Below are 24,391 nucleotides of genomic sequence, written 5' to 3'. Positions count from 1 at the left end.
ACTCTCCCCAGGGTTGTCAAGCGTTTTGCGAAAAAATTTTAAAGTTTTTTTTGCAGCCATACACACCAAGGGTTTCGCCTAGTCAGCACCCCTTGGACCTCCGCTAGCTGACTCCTCTTTAGGACAAGGGGCTGCTTCTTGACCCCCAAATACGGTTTTTGCCCGGGTCTGTCCTCAAGGGTATGTAGAATCCTTCTGAGGTGAATGATCGTGGGACTTACAAAGGAGGTAAGGCCTTCGTGAGAATGTTCGGCTCGATCGCCCGGTTCACCATCACACAAGTTGGTAGTTACTGAATCTGAGTCCTATATAAGTAGGGCTTGCCTTCGTTGGACTTGACGTTCGGTAGGGTTAGGTCTGTGATTGACCCGATCGCCCCCCGGCTGACCGCTCCTCCTGTGGGGGGTGACAAAGAAGCCTAGGAGATAGACCGAATAAGGGTTGCAGCCCGCATACCTTGTTGATAAAAGTGGCGTTTATTGGGAGTTATAGCGCTACGCGTTAACGTTAGGACAGTTGTAAGGATTCAGGTCTCAACTTGAGGGATTAAAGATGGGGTCTGCACTGCCGAATTAACCATTGCTTTTATAGCCTGGTTAAAAAATTCGGCTCTTCATTAGCTAGTATGCTAAACTAACAATCAAACTGCCAAGTAAACAGGGCAGGGTAAGCTCATCTAATTTGGTATAAATTGTACTTGACAAAAAGGGCAATATATACGATTTGGCATTAGTGATTAGTGGTTATATAATGTTTCTTAATCATCCGTCATGACTGGTGAGGAAAAGTCAATGAAAAAAGGATTTGCTCCTGTGGAGCCAACCCAAAAATCAAAGAAGCAGAATAATCGGACTCAACCAATATCCGTAGAACATTTACAAGCGAGCTTATCAACTTATTTTGATAACATACAAGAACCCAGAGTAGACAGAACCAAACAACACTTACTTAAAGACATTATCATCATCACCATATTAGCTGTAATCGCCGGAGCCGAGGGATGGGAAGACATAGAAAATTACGGATCAGTAAGCAAGAATGGTTAGAGGAATTTAGGACTTACGCAGTGACAAAATACCTCAATTGTGCATATCGGGAACTGAGTGAGTTCAGTTCCCAAAACACATAGAATTGGGTAAAATTGCTTAAGCTATCAGGGGAAAAAAATATTAGAACCAGAACTAAGCCATCTACTGCACTGTGCAACCTGTCCAAGTACACATATTTTCTTTTAGCTGAGTCTAAATATTCAGGTTGCTGTCGGCCCTCCAAAATTTTAGATGAACTATCTAATGATAGCATTAACCGTTTTTTGTTAAGGGAAAGATATGAACCCAAAGATTTATTTAACGAACTCAAACCACATATTGAGTTAATAGGGGGGATATTAAGCGGGGATGACACAGTTATTGAAAAGCCTTATAGCGCTCCCAATTTAACTGAATTTATTGGATATTTTTGGTCAGGTAATCAGCATCGTCCGGTTAAAGGAATCAATCTGATTACATTGTATTACACCGAGAGAAATGGTAAGTCTGTACCCGTAAATTATCGGATATATAACAAACAGGAGGGAAAAACAAAAAATGATTATTTTCGTCGGGAAACGATCGCAGAAGTGTTAGTGTGGGGATTACAGCCAGAGATAGTGACAGGAGATAGTTGGTATTCTAGTAAAGAAAACTTAAAGTTTTTGAGAAACCAAAAACTAGGTTTTATGATGGGAATAGCGAGAAACCGCCAAGTGGCCATAACTCCGGGGAAATACACGGCTGTGAAAAACATCGAAATTTCCCCCGAAGGGCAAGTCGTTCATCTCAAAAATTTCGGGCAAGTAAAAGTATTTCAGAAGCAGTTCAAAAACGACACAGAGAGATACTATATCATGTTTTTGCCTGACATCAAAGAGACTGAAGATATAACTAGAAGTGATTTTATGACCACGCATTCAATACATTGGGGAATTGAATGTTACCACAGAGCCATCAAACAACTTTGTGGAATTAAAAGATTTATGGTGAGAAGTGCTCCCGCTATTTTCACCCCTTTCTTCTGTTCAATTCGGGCTTTTGTCCAATTAGAATTGATGAGGGCAAAGGCACTGATTGATAATTGGTATGAAATTCAAAGAAATCTATCTTTAGAAGTTGCCCGTGAGTTCATTCTCCATTACCTAAATCAAAAAGTAGGTCTAAAAGCTGAATATTAACTAACCGCCAAGTTCATATTAATTGATTAGCAAAAACTCTACATTTAAGGGCTTTTTGTAACTGTTTGTGGTGGCAGAAACTTTACCCGCCAAAGGAATCCTGTAATTTTAGCGTTTCATTCATATTTAGGTTGATTTGTCAATGCGTAAGTCCTAGAATTTTTAGAATTACCCCATGGAATTCCAAGCGATGACACATTTCGTAGAGTATTTGAAAAGTTAGACCCTAAAATATTAGAAGACAAGTTATCCCAATGGCTTCAAAAAATTATGAGTTCAGTTTCATCAGAAATTATCCCGATAGATGGAAAAAGTTTACGAGGCTCTTATGACACAAAAAAAGGTTTAAAAAACCTACATTTAGTGACAGCTTGGGCGAGCGAACAGCGCTTGGTACTCGGACAAGTCAAAGTGGAAGACCATTAATCATGAAATCACAGCTATCCCTGCCTTGCTAGAATTAATCGACATTACGGGAGCGATTATTACCATTGATGCGATGGGAACTCAAACCGAAATTGTGCGACTTATTCGTCAGAAAAAAGCGGATTATGTCCTGGCATTAAAAAGCAATCATCCTACTCTTTATAATCAAGTAAAAGACTGGTTTAATATCGCAATAACTCAGAAATTTATGGGAATTGAAGTGAGCTATGATTCCCGAACCGAAAAGGAACATCATCGCATCGAAACCAGAAAAGTCTGGGCGGTATCAGTTGCATCTTTAGGAGGACTTTATAAGCAAGAACAAGGGGCAGGTCTTCGGACTATTGTGATGGTCGAAAGAATCCGTAATCTTTGGAATAAAACCACTCGTGAAGTGCATTTTTACTTAAGTTCGTTACCAGTAGATGCATCGATTAATGGTCGTGTTATTCGTCAACATTGGAGCATTGAGAACCAAATGCATTGGAGTTTAGATGTTACCTTTGATGAAGATAAATGTCGTATTCGTTCGTTAAACAACTCTCAGAATTTTGCTCTAGTAAGACGGATGGCACTTAATGCTGTCAATCAAGAAACAACTCTCAAACGTAGCTTGCGACAAAAAAGAAAACGGGCTGCGATGAATAATGACTATATGATGCAAATTCTCAAGTGCTTTTGTCAAGCATGATTGAGATGCTCTTACCCTGCCATACTCTCCTGATTTTAATCCGATTGAATTATGGTGGTCGCAACTTAAATCTTTATTACGACAGTTTTCGCCAACCACCACTAAAATGGTTGATGCGATAATTGCTGTGGCTCTTGACTTAATTAATCCGAAACATCTCAAAAACTGGTTTACTAATTGCTGCTACTGTACCTCATAACATCCGGAAGTGCTGTATATTCAGGGTTTCTGTTAGAACTTTAGTCCCGTTTTTTGTAGCCATGACTGTGATTTTATCTAAAAAGTATTGGTGACCATGATCGAGTTAACTATTAAACCCACCTCGATGTCTAGTCTGGCAAGAACTTGAGTGACTATTTTATACATTTATTCATATTTATTTACTAATTTGACTATTTATTTAGCATAGTAAGTAAGGAAGAACCAATTTTTTTTGCTGCTCAAGTAGGCTGAAACTGCCTAACAGTAACAATTATAGCCTATCTTGTCTCCCTTTCAGCCTTATTATTACAGCAAGGCATTCGCTTTTGACTCAATCCTTCCCTTATATACCTTATGGCTAGCAACCTACTGGGCATCGACCTTTTCCAGAGATATACAAGGGTTACTTCGTTCCGATTACACATTGATTGAACTTTTAGCGTGATGCTCTCCACCGGGTTTATGGGTAGTGCTTATTGGTCAAAATTGTAGTTGCCAATACCCTACCCTTGCCTTTTGGCTTGGTCTTAATCAGCCGTTAGACCATTACGCATGACGATAGTTCAAACACGTCTTTGCTTATGCTACGCATGAGTTATTGCTCGGCAGTTACCAAATTAGGCTATCAGTAGTTCTGCCTTTTATCCCCGCTTTATCTTGTTGGTTTCTATTCAACAACATAGGGGATATGCTTTCACCGCTGCACTTGCGGGGTAGGACTTGACTCAAGGTCGTCACCTACAAATGTAATCAGTTGTTACTAGCTAATTCAACAGCTATGCTAACCGCCCCGTAAGCCTTTTGGCTCACTTTAAGCTAAACGAATTACACACAAATTATTGCATATTTTGATCGGAGGAATAGTCAACGAGTTGTGGAAGGGATTAATAACAAATTAAAGCTAATCAAAAGAAAAGCCTATGGGTTGAGAATTTTTGACAACTTTATTCTGAGGAGCTTCTTACATTGGCATTTTGCTAGTTAGTTTTACATACTAGGTTCGGTAGAAGCAAATTTTGGAATTAATGGGAATTGAGTTAATTAAACCGGTTTCTCGTTAATTATCAGTCGGTTCGTCCAAGGCGTGTATTTAGAGTGGAGTTAAAGGAGGCCTTCTTCGCCTACTTACCCCGGATCCACGCCTCTCGATCTCTCGGGGTGGAGGTTCCAGGTACCGAGCGGGGCAATTATATTTCGGTATCATCCTGATTTTCAATGTACTTTCTGGCACGTTGAAACAGTAATGAAGAAAGTGGCGGTGGTTCTACGTCACTCAAAAAAGCCCTTGCGTCAAGGGAAAAAGAAGCCTGCGGTCTAACGGTACGAGTTGAGCGTCAGGTTTGTTGACAAGGAGTCCGTGATCCTCATGGCCAGGGGTTCGGTGGCGTTTGCTTAACGCTCGGGGCAAATAGTTGGCTAAACCTACCTCTTCTTCATCTAGAAAGATAAGTTCTTCTAGATAGACTAATTTAGGTTTAGGCGCTAAAGTTAACTATATAACCTTTGGCGATCGGGGGATAGCCGACTTATCTTGGGATAGGCGACTATCCCATAGCGTTGTCAGTCAACTTCAACTGGCTTTAGGGAACTAAAGTTAACTATCAGCCGGTTCGTCCAAGGCGTGTATTTAGAGGGGAGTTAAAGGAGGTCTTCTTCGCCTTCGTACCCCGAATCCACGCCTCTTGATGAAAGGGGTGGCTGTCGGAGGTTGGGAAGCTGGCTAATTATATTTCGGGAGCATCCTGATTTTCAATGTACTTTCTGGCACGTTGAAACAGTAATGAAGAAAGTGGCGGTGGTTCTACTTCACTCAAAAAAACCCTTGCATCGAGGGAAAAAGAAGCCTGCGGTCTAACGGTACTCCGTTGACGGTCAGGTTTGTTCATGTTTGAGTAGGTTTTATAAAGCAGCATATGAAGTCCGGCAAATTAACCGTAATTATTGTAGGGGCCGTCCGGTCACGCCCGATCGGCAATATCAGCCAGATCTCGCCGTAAACCCGCCCAGGAGCCTCGATATTATGGTCGCTCGACCGGACTAGATAGCAGTTCGGGCATCATCCGGGTTCAAACCCGTAAAGCAGCAGCGCCAACAACCAACCGCGCGATCCTGGTGCCGCAAGTGCGGAGACTGGAAAAACAGCGGCTTTTGACCAGACTCAGGTAGAACTGCTGCCCCAAACTGTGTCTGCGGAGGTTAGGCTAGTCAAGAGAAGAAAAGAATACTTACGATCGAGACTGGATTAATCTAGCTTGTAATTTCTTGCTCAGTTGTCAAACCCAACAGTTTTGCATTCTCTGGCAAGCGAGACTCTTGGCACTTCCAACAAGTGCGTTTCTCGACGGTCAAAGAGCTTGGGTTTGATTGTAAAACCCTTACCAGTATGTAAACACCTTACCGATGGCTCGCCGGAACAATCTTGCAGGAAAACCCATGTCTAGTATGCAAAACCAATTCACGGTTCACTTCTGGGGCGTTAGAGGTAGCATAGCGTCTCCCGGGGCTGAAACAGTACGTTACGGGGGTAACACGCCCTGTATAGAAATGCGAGTGGGTGACAGTCGCCTAATTTTCGATGGCGGTACTGGATTGCGGGTTTTGGGACAAACTCTCCTGTCGCAGATGCCCGTAAAAGCTCATATATTTTTTACTCACTCTCACTGGGATCACATTCAAGGATTCCCATTTTTTGTCCCAGCTTTTATTCAGGGCAATTGTTTTCACATCTATGGGGCTATTGCTCCTAATAAGGCTAGTATCCAGCAGCGGCTCCACGACCAGATGCTGCACCCCAATTTTCCGGTGCCACTGCAAATTATGGGGGCAGACCTGAAATTTAACGATATAGAAGTGGGCAAACCGCTGGAAATCGGAGAGATTAAGGTGGAAACTGCTTTGTTGAACCATCCCGGGGAAGCTATAGGCTACCGCGTGAACTGGCGGGGGTATTCGGCTGCTTACGTGACTGATACGGAACATTTTCCCGACCGTTTGGACGAAAATGTGCTGTATTTGGCCAGGGATGCTGAGGTGCTGATCTACGACGCTACTTATACCGATGAGGAGTATTATGCGGAGAAGAGCAGCAAGGTCGGCTGGGGACATTCGACTTGGCAGGAAGCGGTGAAGGTGGCAAAGGCTGCTAATGTCAAAAAGTTGGTGATTTTTCACCACGACCCGCTGCACAATGACGAGTTTTTAGACAGGGTGGGAGAACAAGTGGCTCAAAGGTTCCCGAACAGTTTGATGGCGCGGGAAGGTTTGTCGTTACAGTTGCTGCCTCCTGAGAAAGATTTGTCTGAAGCGTCGGTGCAAGTGCCTAAAGTGCCTGTCTGATGGATTTGATATTGCCAGATGCTTGTTACATCTTGAGGTCGGAAATCTCCAATTTAAGTTAGGGCTGACCTCAAAGACGGATACCAGCCCCCGGTTTAAGTCGTGGAAAACCAAAAAGTTTAGACCAAAGTTCAATCTCCCAGATTGCATCTGTGGAGTCAATCTAAAATCTAACATCTAACATCTAAAATCGACTGGCGATCGCAATCTGGCTAAGTGTGTCAAAATCTTAAGCGTGTGGGTAACTTCTTCTTGTACCGCTGCTCTGACTCCAACTTCTGTTGCCTTGGGAAACTTTGATGGTTTGCACCTAGGGCATCGACAAGTCGTGCAGCCAATTTTAAATAAATCGCCTGGGCCAAATTCTGTGACGGTTTCGGAGACGGGGCAAAACTTGCGCTCAAACGCTGGCAGAGATCAAAATTTGGAAAGCGAAGATCCGGCGAGCTGCGACAATGACTCAGCAGCACCTCCCGATCGAGCCGGCAGCAGCCATAGTTTCGATGGTTTGATAGGGCAGACAAGGGCAGAGGGCAACAGCCTCTCTGGTCTCGATTCTCATGGGGTAGAGCGGCTTTACAGCACTGTGGTGACATTCGATCCCCACCCGCAAGAATTCTTTACGGGTCAACCGAAAAAACTGCTGACACCTCTGGCAGAAAAGGTAGAATTGCTCGAAGCAATAGGCGTCGAGCAACTTGTGCTGCTGCCGTTCGATCGAGAATTGGCGACTTTGACGGCTATTGAGTTTGTCGAGGAAATTCTGGTTCGACAATTAAAAGCGAGCCGAATTAGTGTGGGGGTTGATTTTAGGTTTGGACGGGGACGCGCTGGGACGTCTGTGGATTTGCAGTCGATCGCCTCGGGTTACGGTGTTGATGTTGCTCTTGTACCCCTGCACAATTGCGGTACGGTACGGATCAGCAGTTCTGCAATCCGCGAAGGTCTGGCATCCGGCGACGTCACAAGAGCGAATCAGTTGCTGGGGCGACCTTACAGTTTAATGGGGACTGTGGTTGGCGGACAGCGGCTGGGCAGAACGATCGGATTTCCTACTGCTAATATCGAACTGCCGCCGGAAAAATTTTTGCCACGTTTTGGCGTGTACGCAGTGCGAGTCTCGGTGAAGCATGGAGGGGAAAAGATGAAAGATCAAAGTTCTTCCTATCAGCGGGAAAATCCCAAATCTCTAATCCCCGGCGTAGCATCAAATTTATTTTTTGTCAATGGGGTGATGAATGTTGGTTGCCGCCCGACGGTAGACGGGCTGCAACCCACTGTGGAAGTTCACCTGTTAGATTGGTCTGGGGATTTGTACGGTAAAACCTTGAGCGCGAGTTTGGTAGAGTTTTTGCGGCCCGAACAAAAATTCGCTTCTCTGGATGCTCTCAAAACTCAAATTCAGGCAGATTGTGATGTTGCTAGAAGCGTATTAGCTGCTAAAGTCTAATAATTATGTGATATAGAACGGGCGAGCGGTTTAAAAAATGGTGCAACATGAGTCAGACTAAATTCTAGTTGTACAAATACGAAGTCGGCAAGGTAAAGACTCAAGATTTTGGCAATCTTGATATCTTTTCGACAATTAGCAACTAGCAATTAACAATTAGAAATCAGGGATATGAGACAAAATATTGAGCGGCTCAAACAAAATCTAGGCAAGACTATTGTTGGCAAAGCCGATGCTATTCGCTTGGTGCTGGTAGCCGTACTTTCGGGCGGGCACGCGCTGCTGGAAGATGTGCCGGGTGTGGGAAAAACGCTGCTGGCGAAGTCTTTGGCGCGATCGATCGATGGCAAGTTTCAGCGGATTCAGTGCACTCCCGATTTGTTACCGACGGATATCACCGGTACTAATATTTGGAATCCGCGCAGCGGAGAGTTTGAGTTTTTGCCCGGACCAGTTTTTGCTAATGTTTTGCTTGCCGATGAAATCAATCGAGCGACGCCGCGAACTCAATCAGCTTTGCTGGAAGTGATGGAAGAAAAGCAGGTGACAGTAGATGGAGTTTCTCGGAATGTTCCGGCGCCGTTTTTTGTGATTGCGACTCAGAACCCGATCGAATATCAAGGCACTTTTCCGCTACCGGAAGCCCAGATGGATAGGTTTACTTTGTCTTTGACTTTGGGCTATCCCGCTGCGTTGGAAGAGTTGCAAATGTTGGAACGGCTTTCTGATAGTTTTGCTGTTGAAGATTTGCAGCCTTGTATTTCTTTGGAAGAAGTGCAGGAATTGCGTCGTTTGTGCGCTGGTGTGAAGGTGGAAGGCTCTTTGAAACAGTATATTGTGGATTTGGTGCGATCGACGCGGGAGGATGAGGAGATTACTTTGGGGGTGAGTCCGCGGGGTGCGGTGGCTTTGCACCGGGCGTCCCAGGCTTTGGCGTTTATTTCGGGGCGGGATTTTGCGACCCCGGATGATGTGAAGGATTTGGCGCCGCACGTCCTGTCTCACAGGTTGATTCCGGCGGGGGGAAGGAGGGCTAAGACGATTGTTGACAAGTTGTTGCGATCTGTTCCTATTCCTTAAAAAGTTTGTAAGTAGGTTGCTTTAATTAAAGGAACAGACTGGACGGCTTGTTACACAAACAATTAATTTTCCTGTGGGTGGGCAGGAGATCCCGCCCTTGAAATACTTATTAATAATTGTGCAAGATGTCATATCAAATCCGGTTAGCATCGGAATTGTAAAATCCAGTCAACAGTCAACAATCACGGACGCTGCAACCGGAATTAATCTCATTCATCTGCGTGAATCTGTGTTAATCTGCCCTCATCTGCGGTTAAAAAAAGATAATTTAGTAACCGCAGATGAGAAGGGATTGACGCAGATTCACGCAGATAAAGAGAAGAGATATATGAATAATTCCGATGCTAACAAGTTTGATGTCAGTTAATCAATAGGTTTTGCACCCTTCTGAAGCACTCTCAAACAGCGCGACTAATTTTTTTGCCTCTAAATCAACATTGTGTTGTTGAGCAACTCTCTGGGCTCCTGTTTTCCCCATTTGTTCTAGCTTTTCTACAGGTGCTTCCAATACCGCGCGCATGGCTACGGCTAATGCTTCTGCGGAACCGGGAGGAACTAACCAACCGCAAACACCGGGTTCTACGAGTTCCGGGATGCCAGCAACATAAGTGCTAATTACGGGCCGATTGAGAGCGAGGGCTTCCATAATTACGACGGGCAAACCTTCGGCAAAACTCGGCAATACCATTGCCCGTGAAGCTAAAATCTCTTGCTGAACTCGATCGCCACTGGCCCAGCCGGTAATTTCTATGTGATTTTGCAGGCCGAGTTGCAGAATCTGCTTTTCAATATCCGATCGCAGCGGCCCGTCTCCTACGAGTACCAACTTAAACTCTAAGCCTTGAACTGCTAGCAAGTTAGCAGCTTCTAGCAATAACAAATGACCTTTTTGTTCGCTGAGCCGGCCAATGCAAGCTAAGCGGGGTGCTGCGGGTATGGGGACGTAGGGTGCAGCTAAAAATGCGGCATCTACGCCGCAGTGTATGACGTGAATTTTTGACCAAAAAGTGCGATCGCACCACCGGAAAAGCTGACTTTTACCGAAGTAACTAACTGCTGCTACAAAGGTCGATCGCTTAATTTTTTCGTTTAAGGAAAGAAGTGTGGGTTTATCAAATTCTTCAGGGCCGTGGACGGTGAAACTGTAAGCCGGGCCGCCAAGCACGCGGCACAGCATTGCGACTGTTGTCGAATTTGTCCCGAAGTGAGCGTGAACGTGTGCGATACCCGATTCTGCCAACCAATTTAAAAGAATGCAAGCTTCTGCTAAATAAGCTAGATGCCGCAAAATCCCCCGTTCCGAGTGCCAGCCAACTTTGAACATTAACCGCACAGCTTCGATGAATCGAATTGGTCTAGTTGCGGCAACGCGCAGCAAGCCCCACGCTAACCCCTGTACACCAACTCCTAAGATTACTTTAGTCAATTCTTGCTCTAGTTTGTCTGCCTCATCAACGAGTTCTGACTCGCAGGATCGGATCGAAAAGCGTGCGACTTTCAGGCCGCAAGTTTCAACGGCTATAACTTCTCTGCGGACAAAGCTGTGGCTGACTTTGGGATATAGGTTGATTAGATAAGCGATGTTCATGAACGGGGAGAAAATTTTATGGTAAAGCTTAAATCAGTCTAGCCTTTAATCGATCGAAGTCAAGACATGATTTTGGGTGGGGTTATTTATTCTGTTATGTTTTGATGGATTGGTTCGCGATTTAAGATAAGGGCATCAAGGGTTTTATAAACACTGGAAGGCATAGCGAGTTCCCAAACAAAAAAATCTGTTTTTTTGTCAGGGATTGTCTCACCTTAATTATTATAGGGGGCTAAATTAAAGCCACCTACTTTGTCAGGTGGCTAGAAAAAAATGCAAGATTACGAATTGGCTAAGCAAAGTTGTTGCCGAAGTTCTGGGGGAATCGCTTCAAAATGCTCTAACAGAAAATTCATCAAGGCGAGGTGACGCAAGTCGTGCAGTTGGGGATGGCGGTGCTTGCCTCCCCTGGTAAACCAGCGACGCACAGTAGAAAGCGATCGACAGCAAATGAGAGCTAGAGCTTCTTGCGGGACGTCCCATTTTGCGTAGAATTGCTGCGGAGTCATCGCCAGTTGACAGTCAGCGTAAAGCTGAATGATTCGTTTTTCTCGATCGGTAATCGGGCGAGGCCTGAAAGAATGGTGTATCATAGAGGTGATTTTTTAATTTTGAATCGGCCAGTGCCACATTTGCGGCGCTGGCTTTTGTTTTTGGGGGCTTTGTTTTTTGGCGCGATCGCACTTGACGATCGCCTAACTAAGCCTTACTCTAACAATATACAATTTAAAATTGTAAAATGTCAATACTTTAATCTGTGTTTTTAGATTCTCCCCTAAAGCTGAAACCAGCTACTTCGGAGACTAAATTCAGATGTTTTAGCGTGGAACGAGCAGGTAAGTGTCCGTTCTCCCACTTACTCACCGTCCTCTGGTCAACCCCCAACCGTTCTGCAAATTCTGTTTGTGTCAACCCCATATGGAGACGCAATGCCTTGATGAGTTCGCTATTCCACTGGACGGCATCGCCCGCCTGCTGAACCTGAATTTTCTGGATTAACTTGCGAAATGTTACCCGTTGTGCGTCGAAATCAACTGTTTCCACCCGATATCCTGCCTCCATCCAAGCGGTAGCTTGCAGAGCGCCCTTTTTGCGGTTGCTCCACCAAGCTTGCTGAGTGCGTGCGGAAGGGGGGAGTGCGTCGTTTAGCAATGCCTCTATTTCGGCGAAGTTGAGGGTTACTTCGTCGAGATGGCGATTTTGGCGCAGATAATTTAAGAGCGACTGGTACTTGCTGCCCTCCTTCATGCGGTGTTTTGTGAGGTTTTCAGATATAGAATGCCACAAATCGGGGGATGACGGGGAGCGGATGGGAGTGGGGGTGCGATCGGTAATTATTTATTTAGCCAGACACTTCCATTGTGTCGGTTGCGTAATATTTGGAATTCTTATCAATATAAAACATAAAAAATGGCGATCGCCCTTGACTGAATGGAGGATTGGGAAAGGGCGATCGCGCGTTTAAAAAAGTGTGGGAAGCAATTAGGTCGATCGATTAAAGTCCCCTTGCGGGGAAGAGGTGAAAACTGAATCAACTGTTCAATCACCATACTAGATGCGTGTTACCATCCCCTTGCGGGGTAAGTTGAAAGACTTGTTGAAGTCTTTGGAAATTTTTCCCTCTCCAGTCTTCTAAAGAATCGCCCTCATTTTGATAAAAATCAAGCCCTTCTCTGCAAAAAAGAGCCGGATGATTATAATCTCCCGAACTCTTTTTTGTTGTCGATACTATTGAGTATTACTTACTCGAACTGAGCAAGAACGATTTCCTTGTCAGGGAAATTAGCTACTAATTTTAGACTCCCACCAAGAGCTTGGATATAGCGAGAGAGGGCAGATACTTGAAGATCATCTATGTTCTCCAAATCAGAAAAAGTAGGATCAACAGCGTTGATGTCTTTTTCTATATCTTCCTCTGTGTACCCCAACGACTTTTGAAGTTCCAAAAGGGTAAGATGGAGTAAGGCGAGTTGAACTCGCGTTTCAATCTTTGCCCTTCGCTCTGGCGTCATCCTCTCTCGTAATATACTAAAAGGCTTTGTTCTCATGTCTTATATCAACTTGTGTCCACTTTGATGTTCTAATGGTGGTGAAGAGTTGGCAATTTACAGCCATGCTCTATTCTCGTATCAACCCTTCTTCTACCCGAAAATCATCCGACCTTCAGCAACGCTCAATATTCTTATTCACAGTATTTGACTTTTCTAAGACTGCCATCTTCCTTAAGGTCTAAAACCTCAACTTTCACCACTTGACCTTCAGAAAAAAATTGTGCATTTTTAGGTTCTTTCTCAGTTAGCCTGATAGTTCCCAGAATTTCATATGTCACCTTGTTCCCTTTGACAGCAGTAACTTTGGCTTCGACAATTTGACCCACTGCAAACTCATGACTGCCGATCGCCTTAGCAATTTCAACTTGTCTCCCTGACTCTACAACTGGGGCCACAACTTCTCCAATCGGCCCCGCTTCTTTGTAGTAACGCATCAAACGAGATGCCCAACCTAAAATTTGCAGCAAAGTGCTAGCATCCCCTTGAAATCCTTTGAGACAATCGCTACAAGCTTTGTCGATGCTGCGGTAATAATCTGTGGTTTTGGCACTGTGTCCGATTTGTCTGCCATTACCGACTAGGGTTTTAAGATACTTGAAAAACCGGGAATTGGCATCAGCTCGATCTTGATTAACTGCATTGCGGAGATAGGCGATCGCCTTTCCCAATTCATTTACATCGGTTTGTTCTTTAACTAAAGTTTGAGCGATCGCGTGGGCAATTCCCCACTGGTTTTCGGTCAAAGATTCTGTCCCTAATTCAGTATTAGACATCTTTAATACATTCCTGTTGGAGGTTCCCGATCGGTCGGATATTTCAATACTTCAGCTAGTTGTTGCAATTGATTTGCTTGCACTAAGCTAGAATGAGCAGCTTGAATATTTTTTTGCATAAATTGTTGCAATTTTGTGCCAGTCATGCTGTCAGATTCAGGAGGATTGTAGGAGGAATAGCGATCGCGCAAATCTCCCTTATTCTGCAACACCCTTGCCGCTGTTACCTCCACAGTCATTGTTCCCATGCCGATCGGCTTCCCGCCGCCTACCTTGAGGGCGATCGCATATTTTGGATCTTGCCCCAACACAATCAAAAGCGTTCCTAACTCTGCTGCTGTTAAGTTTTTGAATTGTATCTGTGTTTTGAAAGTATACTCTTTAGCCGCTTGCTGAACGGTAATTCCTTGATTTTGACCTTTGTCGATCGCCCGAATTGTGTGATAGTAAAATTTGCGCCCTGCTACCTTGCCTCTTGCGTCAAAATATGCTCGTCTTTGATCGGGACGGGGACGATATAAAGAGGGCATAAATCCCGTAGCAAAGCCCGTATTTTGGCATTTAGCATCGCTGAATTCAATTAGCCCTTGCCAATCTAAGGCACCGAATACTTGACAGGCAGGACAAATTTTAACTATGTTTTTTTTTCGGTCTAGTTTACATTCGGAATATCCATCGGGAATTGTGTTTCTATCTGCTTTTGTTTTACAGATGCAACTTATAGTAATGGCTTCGTATGCTGACCGGATGCAGCCTTTGAGAGAACTACCTTGAATTGATAACTTTTGGTCAATATTTTGAACCATTGTTTTGATTAAAGGGACGCGGCTGCCTATGTCGCTACCCATGACAACTACGCCTGTAGAGACGTGCAAAGTAGTCTGTACTTTCAAAGTTAGAAACAAAGTTCCGTGCAGGCGATCGCCCAAATATTGGTGATGTCCGGCCGGAGGATTTTTTGGCGGTCGTTCCTTGGGGAAACTAATTAATTTATAAGGTTTAGATCCTCCAATTTCAGCGGGATTATTATTAGAAACCGGACTACTTGGCGGCGGTGTAGAACGTCGGGGCTTTGGCGGGGGATTATTAGTCATTTATACTCCTGACAGTGAGGGCGACAAAATGAACGGTAGCAGTTCTTTTTTCTTGAAAGTATCGCTGACCTATGCTAATATTGTTAAAGTCAAGTTTTTCATCATTTTCTCCCTTATAAATAAAGCTTTTAGGGAATTTAGTTTCGTCAATGCCGTGAAAGTAAGCAGCGCGATCGCAGCATTCCCAATTGTCACCGATCGGCTCAAATCCTTCTAAATCGGCTTCAACTCGACTCAGCACTAACGCTTGATATGCACTTCCCTGCTTTTTCCAGCGCAATTCGCGATCGGCATTAAACATTTGCCCTTCAAAACCGGGGAAAAACTCATCGGGCAATTTCATGCAAATGCCGCTGACTGCGTGGGGCGATCGCACAAAATAATAACTTTTATCAGTTGCTAATTTATCTAGCAAATTCTTAAGTTCTGCTGATGATGAAACTTGTTTAAAACCAACATATCCTGTCATGCTGCGGCCCCTCTTAAAAATTCACTCCAAGCCTGAACCGCACATTTAAATAAATTGGGCACACCAGTTTCACCGTCGCCTTGCCATTTTAGCTGCACTCCAAAACCTAAATCCATCGGTTCAGCAGCAATTGGAGTTTGTTCGCGATCGGGTTTAGAAAAGCCATAATTTGCGGCTTCTTCAGTGTCTAAAAATTCTCCTGCACCCAGCAAAAAAGCGTGTCCCCATCGACCGGGTTTGACTATTTGTTGAATTTGGCGATTATCTCGATCTAATTGACAACCGGGATATTGAACTACGGCTTCGTTATATTTGACTGTCACCGTCCCCAAACCGCGAGATTTGGCAAAACCGATTCCAAACCAGCCATCATTTAAGTCTCGCAAAACTAAGCCAATTAAGCCTAATTGTGCTAAGGAAAAGTTTTTGAGATGTATTTTAGTGCGAAATTCTCCGGCGGTGCAGACTTGGTAGTTGAATAATGCTCCTGGTATCGTAGAGCCGAAAACGCGATCGATCGCGACTCCATTGCGTTCTTGAATTTTGAGCTGTTTCTTATCAATTGGGTGAGCATCTTCTATTCTAAGTCTGCTAGCAATTGAAGTGTTGCCGAAAATGCGATCGGTAAAAGAAGAGAACTTGTAAATATCGCTGGATGATTTATCTTTCAAGTAATCATGCTTGTCATTCAATGGATCGTTAGCCCAGAGAACTTTCGGATCGTTAGGATTACTATCTCTTCCTAGGGTTCTGACAATTCTCTCAGCATGAGCGCGAATAGCACCTTTTAAACTGCTTCCCGGTAGATAAATTGACTTCCCTCCTGCATGGTAAGTCTCGACAAACTCCATATCCGGTTTAGTTGGATCGGCTCCTTCTTTGCCGGATTTGATGAGAATTGGGCCGTCGGGAATTATAGTGAGGGCGATCGTGCAATGATTGACAAGTCGTTTGTGCATGGGTGAGTAATTTAAGAGATAGTTAGAAATTAAGCAGCTACTAACTCATCAAGCTGAATTTCGCATTGCTGAAAAACATAGTTGACAAGAGCAAATAGGCGATCGATTTCCTGAATAGTGTAGAAAGCTTGATTGTGCATAAAATTCTGATTTTCAAGTTTGCCAAACTCCCATCCTTTTCCATTAGAAACAATCCCAAATATTGTTACCTGCAAATCGCCATTTAACCGCTGTGCTGCAATCATCTCAGCTAAACACTGCGCCCACCCTTCGTCGAATTTATCTTGCTTAGCCTCAACTAACAGAAAATAAGGTTTTTCAAACACGAATTTTCCCAAAGGAGAGCGTTTAGCCAAAATATATTCAGGAAAACCAGACAGATTCAGGTCGTAGGTAAGAGATCTATGGCTCCAGAGAACAAACTTACTATAATAAGATTTCCAGACTTCTTTGATAACTGGATATATCAAATTTTCGCACACAGCAAACTCTGAATTGTCCACAACTGCTTCTCGCATCATAAATGCTAAGTCTTCCCTAAAATACTCAGGGATATTAAATTCAGTTTCTCCCATGAAATTAGCTTCTGTATAAGTAATCTGAAACTCTTTGAGAACTTCACCGATATCTTTATAATTGCTGAAACTCATATTGACCTCCTGTGTGGGATGTTTAGTTTTAGCCTTGAGCTGTTTGATTTGGGGATGATTGAGAAATGTTATTGTTCAGTCGATCGATCAGCTTTTGTACCCACTCATCTTTATAATCTGCCGCATCTTCATAAGCCGTTTCATCTCCCATGACTAACTTTTTTAAGTATTCTAACAAAAATTCGGGATGGTCTTCAACATCAATCCAGCGCATCTTATCAATTTCTAGTTTAACCACTCCTAAACCGCGCGATCGCCCGCCTCCGAGAGGAATTTGTTCTGTTTCAAATTGATGCAAACCAATCATTAATAAACCTAATTCCCAATCCTGAGCATTTTCAACTACTGCTTTAAAATCAAAGGGAGTTGCGGCGGGGACAACTTGGTAGTCGTAAAGTTTTCCGTCTGCGGCGGTTTCTGTGTCTCTGTCAATGGCTACTCCATCTCGTTCTTGATATTGTCCGAACCACGCATCGGGTTGTACGGTTAAGTCGCGTACTTGAAATTTGCTCGCCATCCAAGGAGTGCCAAATAAACTGCCAATATCGTCTGTTATGTCGAGCAGTTCTTGTGTTAAATTCAAGTCATCATTTTGGTATTTTACTTTTAAATCTTTGACTTGATTGTTTCTAGTTGAACTTGTGTAGTTAGCCGGATCTTCGGCTAGATTTGGGTCGATACCTCGGAGGAAGCTCTCTAAGCGCGATCGGAGAGAACCTTTAAAGCTTGAACCGGGAATTAAGGGTCTGCCCAAAGCATCTTTAATTACAGGTAAATCAGAGCCAATTGGTTCGGTCGATCGACCTTTACTAATCCGCAATGCGGTTACTGTTGTGAGTGTACCTGTGATTTCCAGTCGATTTTTGAAAGTGTCAAACATAAACTTACCCGAGGAATTAAATTAATTCACAATTAACCAGCCAAACACATCTTGTACGGATAGCTGTAGTATATTTTTCAAAGAAGTCAAAAGCGGAGTGCGGTGACGGTGTGAGGGTTCCTGTTAGTTATAGGCGGTATTTGAAGGTGTAAAACATACTTTTTACTCTTATTAAGTGGTTTCTTTTCCCTCTACATACTTATGAGTTCCATAATGTCGTAGCTTTAAAATTCCATTTTGGATTTTACAACTAATTCGGAACTGTTTTCCTACATAAAAATGGTCAACTCCTTCTTTATCTTTGGCTCCTTGATATGGATAATACTCAACTTGTTTACCAACTTCTCTAGTATTACCATTAGATTCTTCTAGTATCCTTGAAACTTTAGCAATAGTTTTTTGTATCCGAACTTTATCATTTACATCTTTAATTTTTTTATACTCTCCTCTAAAATCACCTGCGTAAGATATTCTAGGGAAATCTAATAAGTCTTGCGATAAAAAATCATCTCCATATTTCTTCCAGATAAGTTGTCCCCAGTTAGAAATAGTCATTTGTCCATCTCTTTCTGCAACCATTGCTTCCGGAACAGTTGTCGTTTTTTCAGGTGACAAGCTAGCACCAGCCTCAAGTAAGGCTAAAGTAACTGCATGGTTTTTAAGAATATTAGTATCCACTGTAATTGGTAGGCGCGGTATGGTAATTAGTTTTGAGGATTGGCCTTCAAAAACATAGGTAATTTTATCGGCATAAAACATACCGATTGTGTTCATACATCCTTGTAAAGCTTTAAAACCACCTACCAAATTGAAATAGATATCATATTTGGGTTTGGGAAAATTTTTGACTTTTTTATCAACCCAGTCAATTAAATCATCAATTCCCTGATGAAAACTTTTAGTGCTTGCGGTTGAAAGTTTTTCCGGCGTAATTATATCTACAAAATTTACTTTTGTTTTTAGAAATTCTTTTATGATATTTGCAGTAATTTGACCTTGCGCTGTATCTGTAGTCACCAAGTAGTGAGTGTCTAGCCTACCCTTCTCTAGTTGCTCCTCGTACAATCCATAAATACCATTCAATTCAGCGCTAGCCTCTCTAATCTCTAGGGTATTGCCATCATTGAGCTTTTTTTCAGCTCTCTGCTTCAAAGTTTTAATTATGTCTACAACTTCAGGAGCAGATTGATTAATCTGTTCTTGAGTAAGATTAGCCGTTTGTTGTAACATATCCTCCCAACCTTTAGGATCGCGTCTATCACTAATTTGATTGATTAGTAAACTCGTGCCAACAGTTGAAATAACTAGACGATTCATAATTTGTCTCCTGTTTGATACTTGTTCGATGTTGATATTTATTTTAACTTACTTTCACCGACTGAAGCTGTATGTTCTCTTGCCAGATAGCCTAAGTATAGCTGGGCAAGTTTAAGGTGAATATCTTTTTTGATCTTCTCTCTATTTTGATTATCTTCCAAATAAGGTTCCAAAGAATTACCTTTTGGAATAGCCCTTCTGAGTCGTTGCACAATTTCTTGAGCATCTTGACTCAAATTCTGTAAGTCATTAACTACTGCTTGAGCAAATAGTTCGCTATTTTGGGAAGTTTTCCAAATTGGACTAGACTCTTTACGCCCGACTTGATAACGTATATAGTTTTTGATAACCTCAAGCGATGAGCTAGAATCAGTAGCAACAGCAAGAACATTTCTAAATGGAGATTTTTTATCTTTGCTGGCTATTGAAAATTTTTGAGATATCGGTTTTACTTTGTTACCTATCACCTCATCCATTTGGTTGCTAATTTCCCGTTCAAGTCTTAACGCTAATTGTTCTGTTAAGAAGATATCTATAAGTTTATCCATTTTTAGACAGCATCCTCACGAAGAATTAAATGAAATTCATCACAAACACGTATTTGACCAAAACCTTCCTCTGTGCGATCGCCTACTCCATTCACTTCCAAATCCTTCAATTTATCCATCCATAAATTGGGTTGATTGGTACTGAATAGATAAACACCTCCCTTATTTGTAATCAATTCCACATCTTTCATCAACCCCCATGCAGAATTCCAACCAGATAAATAGTCATAACTGCTGTAAGCAGCGTGCAATTTTAGAGATAAATCAGCCACTCCGGCAAACTGCTGGAGCATATCTTCTGAAATAACAGTAGTGCGTCGCCACTTTTCTCTTAAGATAGCATCAGATTGTAGATCGATAGTGAAATAAGTGCGATTTTGTAGTAAATCTTCTAAAGGTTGGTTATAAATTCTCTTCCATTCATCCCATCGCTGATGCAATTTATCCTGAAACTCCTTGACTCGCTCTTCTACCAATGGCTTAACAGCTTTTCCCTCTACAGGTGACTTAGCTGTAATTTTAACTCGCCCTAATCCCCGTGAAGTTGAGCCTCCTAATCGCAGATCCTCCTGGTGATTATTGATAAAGTTTTGTAGGGAGTTTGCGAGTTCATCAACGACTACGATCGCCCCAGAATAGACAACAGGTTTTTCTTTATTACCTTTACCCTTAGACTCATTCAGAACTTCAATACTGTAAAGTACCTTTTCTTCTGATGTTGCTCGGCGGCGATTAATGCCGACTCGTGTTAATAGACGGGTACTTGCAGAAGGACTATAGTAGTCTTCATTAAATTCGCTGTAAAAGCCAGTGAATGCGTCAACTCGATCGCCATCCGCCGGACAATTTGGATCGTAAAGCTGACCGAAGCCTTCAGCACAGAAGCGATCGATTAGTGTATCAAAAACACCATTTTTTTCTGGCATAAATCCAGGCTGAGTTTTGGAACTGAGTGCAGTAACGGGTAATATCCTGATATCATTCCCAATGACAATATCATCATCAATATTCAGAGTTGCAGGATAAGCATTTTGGAAAATAGCTGGATTATCGCCCAAAAACAAACTGTGAAAATTGTCGCTAGCAGTAATGGGTGTATTAGCGCGTTTCAGTATGTAAGCTGCTATTGCTCCTCGAATCACAGTACCGGGAATGTAACTCTCTGCTTCACTAATTGAGCCGCCTGGTTTCTGTCTCCCGATCGCCAAAGGAGACAATGCTTTAATTTCTAAATTAATCTTTTTCATTCTCCCTCTCCTTTTGCGAGAAAATCCCACGCGGTTTCTTTCAAGGGTAAGTTAGGAAATTCCCAATGCAGCCATCCCAAACCTGCTGATTTACTACCACCTAAAGCATGAATATGTCTCAATCCAGTTAATATTAATGCTCCTGCATAATCGGGTTCATTAGCATTATCTGGTGCATTAGCATTCTGTGGCGCATCAGATAGGTGGATTTGTCCTGTAAACTTAAGTTGGGTATTTGCTGGCGAGGTTTCTAGGAAGTAAAGTTTTTGCTCTTCAGCAACGCGACGACGACGATTGAGTGTGACACCTGGACGCAATATTTCTGGTAAGTTTTCTGGGTCTTCCATACAGATTAAGTCATCAAATAAGATGCGAGAACGCAAAACTGGATTGCCGAATATTTTACAAATTAGGCAATGCTTCCCCTCGTAACCTGATACATGATATTCCGGGCGATCGAAGTTTTCTGTTAAACCTGCTCTTTGAGGACACATGGTTTGAGGGTTGGGAGAATAACAAACTGCCCAATGCAAACCTCTAGCAATTTTTTCACACTCGTGACGCAAACGCCCTTTAATTTGAGAACCAGGAATCACTAAATTTCTTTCTGAGTTGCGAACAATTGGTTTATCAGCTAGCGAACCTGAAGAACCACCCGCACCGACACACAAAGCAGAGTCAATTACAGCGGTAATTTCATAGGATGTGAGGCTGGAGTTGGATATTTCATCGAGAAAAATCATGATTCAACCTCCCTGGTCGCTAGCTCTGATTCTAACACCACGTCATCTTCAGAGGCAGCAATAAAATCATATAAATCTACCATGTCTCGCCAAATGGTTTCAAAAAGTGGATAGTCTGACTTGTCAGTCTCAAGCGACCCATCATCATACATCCAAGGAGCTAAATTGCCAGGGTTAGTTGGATCTTTTGGTTGACACCAAGCTTCTTCAAAATGTTTTTCCAGTTCTGATTTTCCTTGCTGCAGTCGCGTGCGGAAGTAGCGGTAATTAAGAATAGCTGTGTGTTTCCCACGCTCTAATAAACTCCTAATTTGGTAAAGTTGCGACTTGGGAAATTTAGCCTTGTTTAAGGCTTCTATTGAGCTTAGTAATCCTCCTAATTCATGTAATGTATAGGGCGCAGCATAAAGCTTGAGGTTGGGTTTCAGTTTCTTGAACAATGCCTCCTTGCGAAATACTTTTACATCCGAAGAAATCATGGTAACAGATTTCATTACCATAAAATCTACGGTTCCGCCATAGTATCCGGCGCTTTTTAATTTTTTGGCTCGTTCTTTTGCTGATTTCAGTAATTGATCGATAAAATCTTTGGCATAATAGATGGGGGTATCATAAGCTGTAATTAGTACGCCACTTGAGGTACTGAGTTGGCATTGAGAAAGAGGAGCTTCTGTAGGTTTGTAGCGGTGGATTTTTTTCGGGTCGATAGGTTTATTAGATCCCTGAATCTGATAGTCTCCCTTGATTTGTTCTGTGGCTGTTGAATTTTCTACCAATGGCTGTTGTTTTAGCAATATTTTTTCAAATCGTTGTCCGATAGTTTGGGCGATCGCCAATGCTTTATCTGCTGGAACAATCAAGAAAATATCATCCCCACCAATGGTAATGATTTCAAAAGGATGGACTAAATCGCCGTTAGTGAGTGTAGAATCTTCATCGGTAAAATTTTGCAATTCATGAGGATGCAAACTCTCTGCTAATGCTTGGTAAACAGCATACTCCGTTGCTAATTCTACATCTTTACTAAACTCTTGATATTTTTGGGGAGTGCGAATATTTTGAATATAGCCACCCATATTATTGCCATCAGCATAGATATAGGCAATAAAATTTTTACTCGCATTCCCAATATGGCTGAGGTTTTCGGCAATTTCAACGTTATCGGATTTCAAACCTCCATAGTATTTCTGTTTTAGACTGGGATTTTTTCTCAGAAAGCTATTGAATCTATCTACCCAACCTTCAACTCTAATACTTCGCCACTCCAATTGAGAGTTTGTGTACCATTCAGGAACTTGAGGCGAACCTTTTTTTGCTCTGTAACCAACTAAATGCTTACGAGCAGAAGTTTCAGAAAAGTTGGTTTCTCTTGGTAACTCTGGTGGTTGCACGATGGTTACTGCTGAACGGCGTTCATTTCCATCTCGCATCAAGTAAGGATGTGTTTCAAACATCGGCGGATAGCGGCGACTGGGACGATTAGAAAAATCATTGCCGCTCCGCCGTTGATTAAAGAGAACTGCCAATTTGGTTGTTATTTCATTAAAGCTCTTTCTATTTGCAAAAGCATCTTCAACGGATATAGGCTCTTCAGTACACCGTTCAGTTTTACTCTTCTCTAGATTTTTAGCCAAATTACCAAAGTAAGCTTGAACCAGCGGTTTTTGATAGTGCTGACGATACCAATCTAGCCAAAGTGTATTTTCAATGGGTTCTCGTAGCAACCCAAAGCGAATTTCTAAGAGTTTAAATTTCTCTCCTACGGCACAGGAATTGGCAGTTAAAGTTTCTTCTGTGTAGCGTTTTTCAATGGCATCAGCCAAGTCGTCAACAAATGCCGCCGGACAAAATGCCAGAATATTGCCACCTGTTGAATAAATAATGAGTTCGGGAATCAGTGCTTCTGAGAGTTTTGGCTGGCTGGGAATTGTCCGATCGAGCCATCTTCGGATTTCTTGGCACTGAATTGTGTATTGGGATAACTGAGGATTTTTATTAAAAAAAGCAGGTAAGTCAACTAGGTTTATTCTGTCCAATAAGGCCGAGCCACCGCGCACATCCTGAATTTTTGATGAGTCAAACACATATTGCTTGATTTTGGTCGCACCGCCGTAAACTAAGCCGATCCGGGAGTTCCAAAGCTGAGGATGCTGTTCGCTTAACTGCTTTAACTCACCGCTCGAATTCGGAAACTCAAGTTTTTCTAGTTCCCGAACCCGATCGACAATTTCCCTCACATCCTCCGGCACTTCCTGCCCTGAATTCAAAGCCTGTCGCATTTCCTGCAACACGCCGATCTCAAATTGAGGTTTGCGTCGATCGCCCCAAGCCAGACACCAAGCAATACCAGTCGCGATCGCACTCCAACAACTTTTCATATGCAAACCACTCCCAATCAGGTTTAACAGCCCTCTGATTGCCTCAATAATTGGTAATTATTCAACGTGCAATTCCATCTAATTTCCTATTGTCACCTAAATTTTCCCGAAAATCACCAGCCCGAAAAATAATCGCCCAAATCCCCAAACAACCAGCAACTCTCGCAACTCTCACAACTCCCCCAACTCTCACCACCAAAGATTTTTCTGAGGCGACTTGCTCAGCATCTACCCAAGATGACAGCAAATAAGGTAAAGTAAACGGCACAAGAGTCTAGAACTCTCCAACAACCGCAACTCG

General features: G+C 42.8%; 23 protein-coding genes and 3 pseudogenes. 8 read left to right on the top strand and 18 right to left on the bottom strand.

Annotated features, from left to right (window positions below; genetic code table 11):
- Positions 1 to 860: 860 nt before the first annotated feature.
- The 4 genes and pseudogenes from QUB56_RS14340 to QUB56_RS14325 form a co-directional block, all read left to right on the top strand.
- Positions 861 to 1,054 (top strand): annotated as a pseudogene (locus QUB56_RS14340) (transposase family protein); the annotation flags it as partial.
- A 114-nt stretch (positions 1,055 to 1,168) separates the two neighbouring features.
- Positions 1,169 to 2,209: an IS701 family transposase gene (locus QUB56_RS14335; RefSeq protein WP_332955951.1), complete on the top strand. Its 1,041-nt coding sequence runs from the start codon at positions 1,169 to 1,171 to the stop codon at positions 2,207 to 2,209.
- A 156-nt stretch (positions 2,210 to 2,365) separates the two neighbouring features.
- A pseudogene (locus tag QUB56_RS14330) lies at positions 2,366 to 3,326 on the top strand (ISAs1 family transposase); the annotation flags it as partial.
- 1,036 nt (positions 3,327 to 4,362) lie between these two features.
- A pseudogene (locus tag QUB56_RS14325) lies at positions 4,363 to 4,512 on the top strand (transposase); the annotation flags it as partial.
- Between the two features lie 739 nt (positions 4,513 to 5,251).
- On the opposite strand, the gene QUB56_RS14320 reads toward QUB56_RS14325, so the two are convergent.
- On the bottom strand, positions 5,252 to 5,413 hold the full coding sequence (locus QUB56_RS14320) for a hypothetical protein (protein WP_332955948.1): 162 nt from the start codon (positions 5,411 to 5,413) through the stop codon (positions 5,252 to 5,254).
- 547 nt (positions 5,414 to 5,960) lie between these two features.
- Here QUB56_RS14320 and QUB56_RS14315 point away from each other — a divergent pair.
- From QUB56_RS14315 to QUB56_RS14300, 4 genes are all read left to right on the top strand, one after another.
- Entirely contained in the window at positions 5,961 to 6,863 is a 903-nt protein-coding gene (locus QUB56_RS14315) for an MBL fold metallo-hydrolase (RefSeq protein WP_332955947.1), read from the top strand.
- A gap of 235 nt (positions 6,864 to 7,098) precedes the next feature.
- The gene (locus tag QUB56_RS14310) at positions 7,099 to 8,313 is read left to right on the top strand and encodes a bifunctional riboflavin kinase/FAD synthetase (protein WP_332955946.1); all 1,215 of its coding nucleotides are present in this window, start codon (positions 7,099 to 7,101) and stop codon (positions 8,311 to 8,313) included.
- 171 nt (positions 8,314 to 8,484) lie between these two features.
- On the top strand, positions 8,485 to 9,393 hold the full coding sequence (locus QUB56_RS14305) for a MoxR family ATPase (protein WP_332955944.1): 909 nt from the start codon (positions 8,485 to 8,487) through the stop codon (positions 9,391 to 9,393).
- 118 nt (positions 9,394 to 9,511) lie between these two features.
- Positions 9,512 to 9,760, top strand: coding sequence for a hypothetical protein (locus QUB56_RS14300; protein WP_332955943.1), 249 nt, complete (start codon positions 9,512 to 9,514; stop codon positions 9,758 to 9,760).
- Here the strand turns inward: QUB56_RS14300 and QUB56_RS14295 are convergent, their stop codons facing one another.
- From QUB56_RS14295 to QUB56_RS14215, 17 genes are all read right to left on the bottom strand, one after another.
- Complete coding sequence (locus QUB56_RS14295; protein WP_332955942.1) at positions 9,761 to 10,981, bottom strand: glycosyltransferase; 1,221 nt, start codon at positions 10,979 to 10,981, stop codon at positions 9,761 to 9,763.
- Between the two features lie 281 nt (positions 10,982 to 11,262).
- On the bottom strand, positions 11,263 to 11,574 hold the full coding sequence (locus QUB56_RS14290) for a helix-turn-helix domain-containing protein (RefSeq protein ID WP_332955941.1): 312 nt from the start codon (positions 11,572 to 11,574) through the stop codon (positions 11,263 to 11,265).
- A gap of 157 nt (positions 11,575 to 11,731) precedes the next feature.
- Entirely contained in the window at positions 11,732 to 12,229 is a 498-nt protein-coding gene (locus QUB56_RS14285; protein ID WP_332955939.1) for a helix-turn-helix transcriptional regulator, read from the bottom strand.
- A gap of 143 nt (positions 12,230 to 12,372) precedes the next feature.
- A complete protein-coding gene (locus QUB56_RS14280; protein ID WP_332955938.1) occupies positions 12,373 to 12,531 on the bottom strand; it encodes a hypothetical protein in 159 nt (52 codons plus the stop codon).
- Between the two features lie 192 nt (positions 12,532 to 12,723).
- Positions 12,724 to 12,993 (bottom strand): XRE family transcriptional regulator, encoded by a 270-nt coding sequence (locus QUB56_RS14275; RefSeq protein WP_332955937.1) that lies wholly within the window; start codon positions 12,991 to 12,993, stop codon positions 12,724 to 12,726.
- Positions 12,994 to 13,163: 170 nt separating this feature from the next.
- Positions 13,164 to 13,805, bottom strand: coding sequence for a hypothetical protein (locus QUB56_RS14270; RefSeq protein ID WP_332955936.1), 642 nt, complete (start codon positions 13,803 to 13,805; stop codon positions 13,164 to 13,166).
- Between the two features lie 2 nt (positions 13,806 to 13,807).
- On the bottom strand, positions 13,808 to 14,899 hold the full coding sequence (locus QUB56_RS14265; RefSeq protein ID WP_332955935.1) for an RAMP superfamily CRISPR-associated protein: 1,092 nt from the start codon (positions 14,897 to 14,899) through the stop codon (positions 13,808 to 13,810).
- A complete protein-coding gene (locus QUB56_RS14260) occupies positions 14,892 to 15,368 on the bottom strand; it encodes a hypothetical protein (protein WP_332955934.1) in 477 nt (158 codons plus the stop codon). The genes QUB56_RS14265 and QUB56_RS14260 overlap by 8 nt, the downstream gene beginning before the upstream one ends.
- Positions 15,365 to 16,327 (bottom strand): RAMP superfamily CRISPR-associated protein, encoded by a 963-nt coding sequence (locus QUB56_RS14255; protein ID WP_332955933.1) that lies wholly within the window; start codon positions 16,325 to 16,327, stop codon positions 15,365 to 15,367. Before QUB56_RS14255 ends, QUB56_RS14260 begins: the two co-directional genes overlap by 4 nt.
- Before the next feature lie 29 nt (positions 16,328 to 16,356).
- Positions 16,357 to 16,977, bottom strand: a complete 621-nt coding sequence (locus QUB56_RS14250; RefSeq protein WP_332955932.1) for a hypothetical protein — start codon at positions 16,975 to 16,977, stop codon at positions 16,357 to 16,359.
- Between the two features lie 28 nt (positions 16,978 to 17,005).
- Positions 17,006 to 17,857, bottom strand: coding sequence for a type III CRISPR-associated RAMP protein Csx7 (gene csx7, locus QUB56_RS14245; protein WP_332955931.1), 852 nt, complete (start codon positions 17,855 to 17,857; stop codon positions 17,006 to 17,008).
- Positions 17,858 to 18,028: 171 nt separating this feature from the next.
- Positions 18,029 to 19,174: a putative CRISPR-associated protein gene (locus QUB56_RS14240; protein WP_332955930.1), complete on the bottom strand. Its 1,146-nt coding sequence runs from the start codon at positions 19,172 to 19,174 to the stop codon at positions 18,029 to 18,031.
- 38 nt (positions 19,175 to 19,212) lie between these two features.
- Positions 19,213 to 19,722, bottom strand: a complete 510-nt coding sequence (locus QUB56_RS14235; RefSeq protein ID WP_332955928.1) for a hypothetical protein — start codon at positions 19,720 to 19,722, stop codon at positions 19,213 to 19,215.
- 2 nt (positions 19,723 to 19,724) lie between these two features.
- A complete protein-coding gene (gene csx10, locus QUB56_RS14230; protein WP_332955927.1) occupies positions 19,725 to 20,969 on the bottom strand; it encodes a type III-D CRISPR-associated RAMP protein Csx10 in 1,245 nt (414 codons plus the stop codon).
- Positions 20,966 to 21,712 (bottom strand): RAMP superfamily CRISPR-associated protein, encoded by a 747-nt coding sequence (locus tag QUB56_RS14225; RefSeq protein ID WP_332955926.1) that lies wholly within the window; start codon positions 21,710 to 21,712, stop codon positions 20,966 to 20,968. Before QUB56_RS14225 ends, csx10 begins: the two co-directional genes overlap by 4 nt.
- Complete coding sequence (cas10, locus tag QUB56_RS14220) at positions 21,709 to 24,090, bottom strand: type III-B CRISPR-associated protein Cas10/Cmr2 (RefSeq protein WP_332955925.1); 2,382 nt, start codon at positions 24,088 to 24,090, stop codon at positions 21,709 to 21,711. Before cas10 ends, QUB56_RS14225 begins: the two co-directional genes overlap by 4 nt.
- Positions 24,091 to 24,151: 61 nt before the next feature.
- Positions 24,152 to 24,358 carry a hypothetical protein gene (locus QUB56_RS14215; protein ID WP_332955924.1) on the bottom strand — a complete coding sequence of 69 codons (207 nt, stop codon included), beginning with the start codon at positions 24,356 to 24,358 and terminating at the stop codon, positions 24,152 to 24,154.
- Positions 24,359 to 24,391 lie beyond the last annotated feature (33 nt).

The organism is Microcoleus sp. AR_TQ3_B6, assembly GCF_036702785.1.
Taxonomy (GTDB): Bacteria; Cyanobacteriota; Cyanobacteriia; order Cyanobacteriales; family Microcoleaceae; genus Microcoleus.
This window is presented reverse-complemented; position numbering and strand designations above follow the sequence as displayed.

Excerpts from the sequence above, each read along its gene's own strand:
- QUB56_RS14320 (WP_332955948.1), bottom strand. The coding sequence starts at position 5,413 with ATGAACAAACCTGACCGTCAACGGAGTACCGTTAGACCGCAGGCTTCT.
- QUB56_RS14315 (WP_332955947.1), top strand. The coding sequence starts at position 5,961 with ATGTCTAGTATGCAAAACCAATTCACGGTTCACTTCTGGGGCGTTAGA.
- QUB56_RS14305 (WP_332955944.1), top strand. The coding sequence starts at position 8,485 with ATGAGACAAAATATTGAGCGGCTCAAACAAAATCTAGGCAAGACTATT.
- QUB56_RS14295 (WP_332955942.1), bottom strand. The coding sequence starts at position 10,981 with ATGAACATCGCTTATCTAATCAACCTATATCCCAAAGTCAGCCACAGC.
- QUB56_RS14290 (WP_332955941.1), bottom strand. The coding sequence starts at position 11,574 with ATGATACACCATTCTTTCAGGCCTCGCCCGATTACCGATCGAGAAAAA.
- QUB56_RS14285 (WP_332955939.1), bottom strand. The coding sequence starts at position 12,229 with ATGAAGGAGGGCAGCAAGTACCAGTCGCTCTTAAATTATCTGCGCCAA.
- QUB56_RS14280 (WP_332955938.1), bottom strand. The coding sequence starts at position 12,531 with ATGGTGATTGAACAGTTGATTCAGTTTTCACCTCTTCCCCGCAAGGGG.
- QUB56_RS14275 (WP_332955937.1), bottom strand. The coding sequence starts at position 12,993 with ATGACGCCAGAGCGAAGGGCAAAGATTGAAACGCGAGTTCAACTCGCC.
- QUB56_RS14270 (WP_332955936.1), bottom strand. The coding sequence starts at position 13,805 with ATGTCTAATACTGAATTAGGGACAGAATCTTTGACCGAAAACCAGTGG.
- QUB56_RS14265 (WP_332955935.1), bottom strand. The coding sequence starts at position 14,899 with ATGACTAATAATCCCCCGCCAAAGCCCCGACGTTCTACACCGCCGCCA.
- QUB56_RS14260 (WP_332955934.1), bottom strand. The coding sequence starts at position 15,368 with ATGACAGGATATGTTGGTTTTAAACAAGTTTCATCATCAGCAGAACTT.
- QUB56_RS14255 (WP_332955933.1), bottom strand. The coding sequence starts at position 16,327 with ATGCACAAACGACTTGTCAATCATTGCACGATCGCCCTCACTATAATT.
- QUB56_RS14250 (WP_332955932.1), bottom strand. The coding sequence starts at position 16,977 with ATGAGTTTCAGCAATTATAAAGATATCGGTGAAGTTCTCAAAGAGTTT.
- csx7 (WP_332955931.1), bottom strand. The coding sequence starts at position 17,857 with ATGTTTGACACTTTCAAAAATCGACTGGAAATCACAGGTACACTCACA.
- QUB56_RS14240 (WP_332955930.1), bottom strand. The coding sequence starts at position 19,174 with ATGAATCGTCTAGTTATTTCAACTGTTGGCACGAGTTTACTAATCAAT.
- QUB56_RS14235 (WP_332955928.1), bottom strand. The coding sequence starts at position 19,722 with ATGGATAAACTTATAGATATCTTCTTAACAGAACAATTAGCGTTAAGA.
- csx10 (WP_332955927.1), bottom strand. The coding sequence starts at position 20,969 with ATGAAAAAGATTAATTTAGAAATTAAAGCATTGTCTCCTTTGGCGATC.
- QUB56_RS14225 (WP_332955926.1), bottom strand. The coding sequence starts at position 21,712 with ATGATTTTTCTCGATGAAATATCCAACTCCAGCCTCACATCCTATGAA.
- cas10 (WP_332955925.1), bottom strand. The coding sequence starts at position 24,090 with ATGAAAAGTTGTTGGAGTGCGATCGCGACTGGTATTGCTTGGTGTCTG.